7 protein-coding genes are annotated in these 8,170 nt (G+C 68.0%); 2 read left to right on the forward strand and 5 right to left on the reverse strand.

The window, feature by feature from the left end; genetic code table 11:
- Positions 1-29: 29 nt before the first annotated feature.
- The 5 genes from ACIPRS_RS18105 to ACIPRS_RS18125 form a co-directional block, all read right to left on the reverse strand.
- The gene (locus ACIPRS_RS18105; protein ID WP_337731836.1) at positions 30-971 is read right to left on the reverse strand and encodes an SDR family oxidoreductase; all 942 of its coding nucleotides are present in this window, start codon (positions 969-971) and stop codon (positions 30-32) included.
- A 113-nt stretch (positions 972-1,084) separates the two neighbouring features.
- Positions 1,085-1,939, reverse strand: coding sequence for a DUF2306 domain-containing protein (locus ACIPRS_RS18110; RefSeq protein ID WP_446539555.1), 855 nt, complete (start codon positions 1,937-1,939; stop codon positions 1,085-1,087).
- A gap of 124 nt (positions 1,940-2,063) precedes the next feature.
- Positions 2,064-3,119 (reverse strand): SDR family oxidoreductase, encoded by a 1,056-nt coding sequence (locus tag ACIPRS_RS18115; RefSeq protein ID WP_446539556.1) that lies wholly within the window; start codon positions 3,117-3,119, stop codon positions 2,064-2,066.
- A 106-nt stretch (positions 3,120-3,225) separates the two neighbouring features.
- Positions 3,226-4,641: an NTP/NDP exchange transporter gene (locus ACIPRS_RS18120; RefSeq protein WP_446539557.1), complete on the reverse strand. Its 1,416-nt coding sequence runs from the start codon at positions 4,639-4,641 to the stop codon at positions 3,226-3,228.
- 39 nt (positions 4,642-4,680) lie between these two features.
- A complete protein-coding gene (locus ACIPRS_RS18125; protein WP_446539594.1) occupies positions 4,681-5,685 on the reverse strand; it encodes an SDR family oxidoreductase in 1,005 nt (334 codons plus the stop codon).
- 344 nt (positions 5,686-6,029) lie between these two features.
- On the opposite strand from ACIPRS_RS18125, the gene ACIPRS_RS18130 reads away from it, so the two are divergent.
- Both ACIPRS_RS18130 and ACIPRS_RS18135 read left to right on the forward strand, forming a co-directional pair.
- Positions 6,030-6,695 (forward strand): response regulator transcription factor, encoded by a 666-nt coding sequence (locus ACIPRS_RS18130; RefSeq protein ID WP_446539558.1) that lies wholly within the window; start codon positions 6,030-6,032, stop codon positions 6,693-6,695.
- Positions 6,695-8,095 (forward strand): HAMP domain-containing sensor histidine kinase, encoded by a 1,401-nt coding sequence (locus ACIPRS_RS18135; RefSeq protein WP_446539559.1) that lies wholly within the window; start codon positions 6,695-6,697, stop codon positions 8,093-8,095. Before ACIPRS_RS18130 ends, ACIPRS_RS18135 begins: the two co-directional genes overlap by 1 nt.
- Positions 8,096-8,170: the final 75 nt, after the last annotated feature.

Raw genomic sequence — 8,170 nt, forward strand, 5'->3', positions numbered from 1 at the left:
CGCCCCGTGGATATCCGCGCGGCGCGGCATCAGGACGTTGCGCGGTGTCCGCCACCCTGGTCGAAGACGGATGCCGTCAAGCGTTCCGATGCCTGCCACAAGCGCTCCGCCACGTCGGTGTCCCTGGCCTGCGGAGGAATCGCGGCCAGCCGGGGGTGACCGCGCGTCTCCCCGAGTTTGTCCGGCCCGTAGTACGCGCCCGCTGCCGCACCCGGCGCAGTCGCGGCGAACAGCGGCGGCAAGGCACCCTGTTCGGCGGGCTGGAAGAGGAACCACAGGTATCGCCGCGCCATTCCCGGCACGCTGCGGGCGCCCGCTCCATTGGGCAGGAGGTCCGTGCGCGAGATGCCCGGATGCGCCGCGATGCTCTGGATGCCCCACCCTTCCTTCGCGCTGCGGCGCTGCAGTTCGAACGCGAACATGAGGCAGGCGAGCTTCGACTGGCTGTAGGCCGCCATCGGCGTGTACCGACGCTTGGATTGCAGGTCGGCGAAGTCGATCGCTCCATTCCTTGCCGCCACGCTCGACAGGCTAACGACGCGCGCTTCGCGTCCCTGTCGCAGCAGCGGCAGCAAGTGCGCGGTCAGCGCGAAATGCCCCAGGTGATTCGTGCCGAACTGGAGCTCGAATCCATCGGCGGTTTCCCGCCGTTGCGGCGGTGCCATCACCGCCGCATTGTTGACCAGCAGATCGAGACTGCCGTGCGAGCGGCGCAGGGTGTCGGCGAACGCCTCGATGGACTCCAGGCTCGCCAGGTCCACCGCACCGAAACGCACGTGCGCGAACGGGACATGCTGGCGCACCTGCTCGACTGCCGCCGCTCCTTTCAGAGGATTCCGGCCCGCCACGATCACGTTGGCGCCGGCCCGGGCCAGCGCGAGGGCGACCTGGAAACCGATGCCGCCGGTGCCCGTGACGACGGCGGTCCGCCCGATCTGGGAGGGAATGTCTGATGCTGTCCAGCCTGTCATGTCGATCACCTCGAAGGTTGTTGGGGGTAAGGGGGGTCGATGCGCGCGTACCACGGCTCTGGGGCCGGCATGGTCAACGAGGACGCATGCCGTACTCCGGCGCGCGACCCTGTCTAGAGCGAAGCTTCCATGAGGCCACTGATCATGCGTCGCCCCCAGGCGCCGTTGACGAAGATCCACGTCACGAACGCGATGAAGATGCTGGCGGCGACCATCAACGTCGCGGACCCGATCCTGGCCAGTGCGCCCTGGCTACTGCGATGCGAACGGATGACGTGCTCGGCAACGATGAGGTTGGGGATGTAGAAGAAGAACGCCATGACCATGTCGAACCACCCCGTGAATCCCCTTCCCGTGCCGGCGCCGCCGGCCACGAGGAACCACGCGCCGTATTCCATCCGGTAGAGCCAGGAGCCGACGGTCAGCGCGAACAACCGGATGGCCCAGGCACGGTGTTGCGTGACGCGGCCGGCACGGGCATGGACGAACGCCAGGCCCGCGCACATCACCATCAAGGCCCCGTAGAGACCGAATCCGATATCCATCACCGGACCTCCCACCGTGCCCTTCGCGAGGATGAACGCGAGTCCGCCGACACCCGCCAGCGCGGCCGAGACAACGTAGAGACGACCGAGCCAGCGGTGCAGCGCAGGAACGCTCCGCCGCAGACTGCCGATGAACTGCACCGGTCCAAGCAGGAGCAGCACGGCACCCGCCACGAAATGCACGCCGATGGCGCCGATGGCCATCGGCGATGCCCTGTCGTAGAGACCGGGCAGGGATTCGTTCCACCGCTCGCCCGCGCCCGCCAGCAGGACGCCGCCGAAGAACGCGACGATATACGCGGCAAAGACAAGGCCACTGACCCAGCTTGTGGTGAACAGCAACGCCGTGCTCCATCGCGATGCGGCGCCCTGCACGACATCGGTGCCAGCGGACCCGAACGGTCTGCCCGATTTCCTGCTCATGTCCATGCGGATGTTCCTGTCGCGTGTTGTGTGCCTGCGAGGCGCAAGGAAGCTGCTTGAGCCTCACCGCCCTCGCCATGCGTGCCTGCGCCGCGCCGACCGCGTGCTGCCGATGCGTCCGCGATCAGCGGCCGCGCGTCGGGAAACGCGTGCCCGTGATCTCTTCGGTCAGGTCCCACAGACGGGCCGCCGTCGCGGCATCGCGGGCGACGGCCGGAACCGTGGCCACGCCCAGGGGGCCGGCGATTTCGTTGGGGCCCGTCGGTCCGTAATAGACCCCGCCTTGCGCAGTGGGTGCGGTGGCGGCGTACAACGTTGAAATGGCCCCCATCGCTGCGGTCTGCAGATGCGCGCGGTTGCTGGACCACTGGCGTCCCTGTTCGCTGTCGAGTCCGGGACCGCGGGCGACCAGTTCGGTCACTGCGACACCGGGATGGGCGGCCATGCTCTGGATGCCCCAGCCGCCGGCCTCGCTGCGCCGCTGCAGTTCGAACGCGAACATGAGGCACGCCAGCTTCGACTGGGCGTAGGTCGCCATCGGCACATAAGCACCGGTGGACTGCAGGTCGTCGAGGTTGATGGAGCCGCGGTGGATGGCGATGCTCGACAGCGTGACCACGCGCGGCGCGTCGCTCTTGCGCAGCAGCGGCAGCAGCTCGGCGGTCAGGACGAAGTGTCCGGCATAGTTGGTGGCGAACTGCATTTCCAGTCCGTCCACGGACGTGCCGCGCTCCGGCGGCGCCATGATCGCCGCGTTATTGATCAATCCATCCAGTCGCGGCAGCGTGGCGCCCAGGCGCTTGCCCAGGTCGCGCACGGATGACAGGTCGGCCAGGTCGACGGCTTCGAACTGCACCTGTGCATCCGGAACGTCCTGCTTGATTCTGTCGATCGCTTCGCGCCCGCGCTGCGGGTTTCGTGCGGCAATGACGACACGGGCACCGGAAGATGCCAGCGCCTTCGCGTCCTCGAATCCCATGCCGCTGGTGCCGCCGGTGACCAGGAAAATGCGCCCCTTCTGCGAGGGCATGTCGGCCGTGCTCCAGGTCGGCGGCGGCGGCGTTTGCGCGATGGCATCCGTCGCCATCACGCTGCCCAGCAGCAGGCCGAAGGCAGCGAGCCGCCCCCGCCATGTCGACGGGGTGGCGGAGCCGGATGGGACGTTTCGTTCAGTGATCATGGGTGTTTCCTTGCAGTGGGGTTGGGGGTGGTCGTGGGAAGGCATCAGAGGTGCCTGCTCAGGTCCGGCACTTCATGAAGGTCGGGGGAGTTGCATCCACCATGTTTCAGCCCTCAGGGTGGGCAGTGGTGGGACGTGGAGCGCGCTGCACAGGAGGCATCGCGTCGTGCTGCGTGGAAGGAGTCGTTTCATCCGCCATCACCGATGCGGCGCGCCGTGCATGCGCGCGCCCCAGCCAGATCCCGATCGCGGCCCACGCAAACGCCAGTGGCACGACCACGCTGGCCAGTCCGCCCAGGGCCAGCCCCAGTCGGCCGAGCGCACCTTCGGTCTGCGCACCGACCACATCGCCGGTGCGGTACATGAACGTATCGACGAAGGCTTTGGCCTTGTATTTTTCTTCGCGGCTCACCACGGTGAACAACGCCTCGCGCGCCGGTCGCGTGATGCCGCGCTGCACGGCGCGGTTGGTGGCCTCGAGCAGGACCAGCACGACGAACGACCCGTAGATCGCCAATCCGATGAAGCCGAGCGCGGTGGCGACCGGCAGGATCGCCAGCGCCACGCCGAGACCGAAGCGCTGGATGATCTTGCCGGTCAGCGTGAGTTGCAGCACCAGCACGGCGACCTGGGTCCACATGTCGATGTTGCCGAGGATCGCCGCGCGCGCATCCATGCTGTCCGACACCGCCGCGACCATCTGCAGTCGGGTGAAGTAGATGAACGTGGCAAGCACGGTCATCAGCAGAACGTAGCCCGCGATGGCGGTCAGATAGCGCGACCGGAACACGGCCACGAGGCCGGCCCACGCACTGCCTCCGATGCGTTCGGATTCGGCAGCGAACCGGGGCGCGTGGACAGCAGCGTCGGCGGTCGCGCGATCCGGCACCACATGCACCAGCAGCCATGCCGCGAACAGCGCCACCAGGAGAAAGCCGCCGGCGACCAGCAGCAGGCTGGGTGTGCCGAGGGGCACGGCGAGTTGCGACGTGAGCCACGGCCCGAGTATCGCCCCGAGCGTGCCGCCCACCGAGATCAGTGCGAAGAAGCGCTTGCCCTGCTCGCTGGTGAAACGATCGGCCAGCAAGGCCCAGAACACCATGGTCACGAACAGGTTGAACACGCTGAACCACACATAGAACACCTGGCCGCTGCGCTGGCCGATGGCACCCGGTGCGAACATCAGCAGCGCCCAGAACCCGACCAGGCTGGCGATGAAGAAGCCGTAGGTCACGCCGATGAACTGCAGTCGCCGCAGGCGTCCGACCAGCCAGCCGAACAGCGGATTGACCGCCAGCGTCGCCACGGCCGTACCGACGAACAGCCAGCGGATGCTCTCGATGCCGCGCTCCATACCCAGCGCATCACGCGCTGGCCGCAACAGCATCAATGCGGTCAGTACACAGAAGAAGAACACCGCGCCGATCAGCACCGGCCCGACTTCCTCGCGGCGGAGATTGAACAGGGTCTGCAGCAGGCGCGGGCGGCGCGATGCAGGCGACGTTGTCGTGGTGGGGGGCATCGAGGGATCCTGGGTCGAGAGTGCCGGATGGCCGGGTCGTCAGCGGGAGGGACGATCCACTACCGGGAGGGACGCGCTCATGCGGTCGGATCCCGAGGGAAACCGGGTGGCGCTGAGGGCTTCGCTCAACGTCCACAGGCGTGACGCCGCCTGCGCATCCGTCGCCGTCTCGGGCACGCGGGCGAAGCCAAGCGGGCCACGCAGTTCCATCATCCCGGTCGGCCCGTAGTAACCGCCGCCACGCGCATCGGGTGCAGTCGCGGCATACAGCGTCGGCAATGCGCCGCGCGCGGCCGGCTGCAACACCAACCTCATCACGCTGCGGCGTACGAAACCGTTGTTGACCTGCAGGTTGGTGCGCGCCACCCCCGGATGGGATGCGATGCTCCGGAGGCCCCAGCCCTGCGCATCGCTGCGACGCTGCAGTTCGCGGGCGAACATCAGGCACGCCAGCTTGGACTGCTGGTACGCGCTCGCGGGATCGTAGTCCTGTTCGAACTGGAGATCGTCGAAGTGGAGCGCGCCGCGGCGGGCGGCGATGCTGGACAGCGTCACCACCCGCGGGGCATCCGACTTCCGCAACAGCGGCAGCAGCTCCGCGGTCAATGCGAAGTGGCCCAGGTAGTTGACCGCGAACTGCATCTCGTAGCCGTCAGCGGACGTGTCGCGTTGTGGCGGCTCCATGATGCCTGCGTTGTTGATCAGGCCATCGAGGCGCGGCAACGTCGCATTGAGGCGGGTGGCCAATGCATGGACCGACGCCAGATCGGCGAGGTCCAGTGATTCGAAGCGGATACTGGCACTCGGCGTTTCCCTGCGGATGCCCGCGATCGCGGCTTCACCTCGTTCCGGGTGGCGCGCCACGATGATCACCTGCGCGCCCGCCGCCGCCAGCGCCTTGGCGCTTTCGTAACCGATGCCGCTCGTTCCACCCGTTACCAGGAACACCCGCCCGACCTGCGACGGCATGTCGGACGTGCTCCAGTCCGGCCTGGGCGCATCCTGTGCGACCGAACCACTTGCCGCGCAGGCGGAAAGAAGCAGTGCGCCGACCGATGCCAGGAGCGTCCGCCACCCGACACGTGCCGGTCGCGACGTGCGCCTGGGCGTGACGATCGCCGTGGTCGTTCGATGGTGAAAGGGAAGACGGGACGCAAGCCGGTTGAACACGGGCGGCACCTCACGGTGAAGAGATGGTTCGGGGGAGAGGCCTGCGTGAGAGCAGCAGGCACTGCAGTGTCAGAGGCCGCGATTAAGATGCGTTTAAGGCGCACGGTGGCGTCGCGCCGTCGCGCAACGCGTGCGATGGAACGCTTCGGGGTGGGCATTAATCCGGTCTTAAAACCGGCGGGCGACCATCGCCGGTCGCTTCGCAGACCGCCTCCACCATGGACACGATCCTCCTCGTCGAAGACGACCACATGCTCGGCCGGGCATTGACGGCAGCACTCGGGCAGGAAGGGTGGCGCGTGGTGCGCCACGAGGACGCGCGATCGGCGCAGGCCGTGCTCGTCGACCACGGTTTTGTCGCCGTGCTGCTCGATCTCGGCCTCGCGCGCGGTTCCGGACTGGATGTGCTGGCGACAATGCGCGAGCGCCACGACGCGACGCCCGTCCTGATCATCACCGCGCGCGACCAGCTGAGCGACCGCATCCGCGGCCTCGATGCGGGCGCGGACGACTACATTGTCAAACCGTTCCAGCGCGACGAAATGCTGGCGCGACTTCGCGCGGTGCTGCGTCGCACGCGCGGCAAGGTGACGCCGGTACTGCGTTGGCGCGACGTCGAGGTGGACCCCGGCGCGAGCACCGCGTATCTCAACGGCAAGCGCATCGGCCTGAGCGCCAACGAGTTCCGCATCCTGCAGGTGTTGTTCGAGGCGCGTGGCCGCGTGCTGAGCCGCGACCAGTTGCAGCACTGCCTCTGCCGCGGTGGCACGGAGGTCGGCAGCAATGTGGTCGCGGTCTACGTGCACCAGCTGCGGCGGAAGCTGGGTGATGGCGTGGTGGTGACGGAAGTCGGTCTCGGTTACCGCGCCGGGGACGAAGCGTGATGCGCGCGCTGCGTACGCGGCTGCTTGTCGCGATGGCTGCCGTCCTGCTGGTTGCCTGGTCCACGGGGTTCGCGCTGCAGTACCTGGACATGTCCGCGCGGCAATGCGGCGAGGCCGATGGCATGTTGCGCAATGTCGCCGAGCAGATCCTGCAATCCCTGCCCTCGGACATCACGGCCGCCGGCCAGCAGGCGCCGTTCGAACTCGATACCGCCTCGATGCCCGCGAACGGAAAGTTCGCCGCGCTCGGCTTCCAGGTCTGGGAGCACGGCACCGGCCGGCGCCTGATGTCGTCGCGACCGGCGCCGGAGCATGCGATGGTCGCGAGCCTTGTGGACGGCTTCTCGGAGGTCACCATCGCCGGCGCCGCCTGGCGCGTGTTCGCCGTCAGCGACGCGCAGCATCGGGTGCAGGTGCAGGTCGGCCTGCCGCAGTCCGCATTGCAGGCGGAGTTGCGGAAGTGGCTGGGCGCGAGCCTGGGCACGGCGCTCCTCCTGCTCTGCGCCATCGGCCTGGCGATCTGGTCGGTGATCCACTGGTCGTTGCGGCCGGTGCTCGTCCTCAGCGACGCCATTGCGACGCGGACATCGCTGGACCTGGCGCCGATTCCAGAACGCGGCCTGCCGGATGAGTTCGCGCCGCTGATCCGTGCGTTCAACCAGTTGATGATGCGGCTGGCACAGGCGCTGCAGCATGAGCGCGCCTTCCTTGGCGAAGCGGCGCATGAGCTGCGCACCCCGCTGGCGGCGCTGCTGGCCCAGGCGCAGGTGTTGCAGAACGCTGACGACCGCGACGACGCGCGCGACGCCCTCGATCACCTCATCGCGGGCATCGAGCGCACCTCGAGGCTCGCGCAGCAACTGCTCGATGCAGCACGGGTGGACGCCGGTGTCGCCAGCACCCGCGCGCAGGACGTGGACCTTGCGCTGGTCGCCGGGATGGTGGCCGATGAGTTCGGCCTGTCTGCAGCGCGGAACGGTCAGTCGATCGAGCTGGACGTGGGCCATGCCCCCGTGCACGGCGACATCGACGATCTGGGGATCCTGCTGCGCAACCTGATCGACAACGCCCTGCGCCACGGCGGGCCGGGTACGCGCGTGCGCGTCGAAACGCGGATCGGGAGCAGTGGATCGGAACATGCGGCCACCCTGGTCGTGGCCGACGATGGCCCCGGTATCCCCGAAAGCGAACACGCGCGCATGTTCGAGCGCTTCTACCGTGTCGGTCGCGGCCATGGCGTGCAGGGCATCGGCATGGGCCTGGCGCTGGTGGAACGGGTGGTCGCATCGCACGGTGGCCGGCTGCACTGCGGTACCGGACTGGATGGCCATGGCTTCGGCATCGAGATCCGGTTTCCCCTGGCGGCGACACAACGTCATGCCGCCCCCGCAACCATGTAGCGGACATTCGGATCACCCTGCCCCGTCCCGGGGATGGAACGAGCAGCAGCAGCGGGGCACCCCGCACTCTGGCAA

The sequence above is a fragment of the Pseudoxanthomonas sp. LARHCG66 genome (genome assembly GCF_052871755.1).

Bases quoted from the DNA above. Each gene is read 5' to 3' on its own strand.
- ACIPRS_RS18105 (WP_337731836.1), bottom strand. From the start codon at position 971: ATGACAGGCTGGACAGCATCAGACATTCCCTCCCAGATCGGGCGGACC.
- ACIPRS_RS18110 (WP_446539555.1), bottom strand. From the start codon at position 1,939: ATGAGCAGGAAATCGGGCAGACCGTTCGGGTCCGCTGGCACCGATGTC.
- ACIPRS_RS18115 (WP_446539556.1), bottom strand. From the start codon at position 3,119: ATGATCACTGAACGAAACGTCCCATCCGGCTCCGCCACCCCGTCGACA.
- ACIPRS_RS18120 (WP_446539557.1), bottom strand. From the start codon at position 4,641: ATGCCCCCCACCACGACAACGTCGCCTGCATCGCGCCGCCCGCGCCTG.
- ACIPRS_RS18130 (WP_446539558.1), top strand. From the start codon at position 6,030: ATGGACACGATCCTCCTCGTCGAAGACGACCACATGCTCGGCCGGGCA.
- ACIPRS_RS18135 (WP_446539559.1), top strand. From the start codon at position 6,695: ATGCGCGCGCTGCGTACGCGGCTGCTTGTCGCGATGGCTGCCGTCCTG.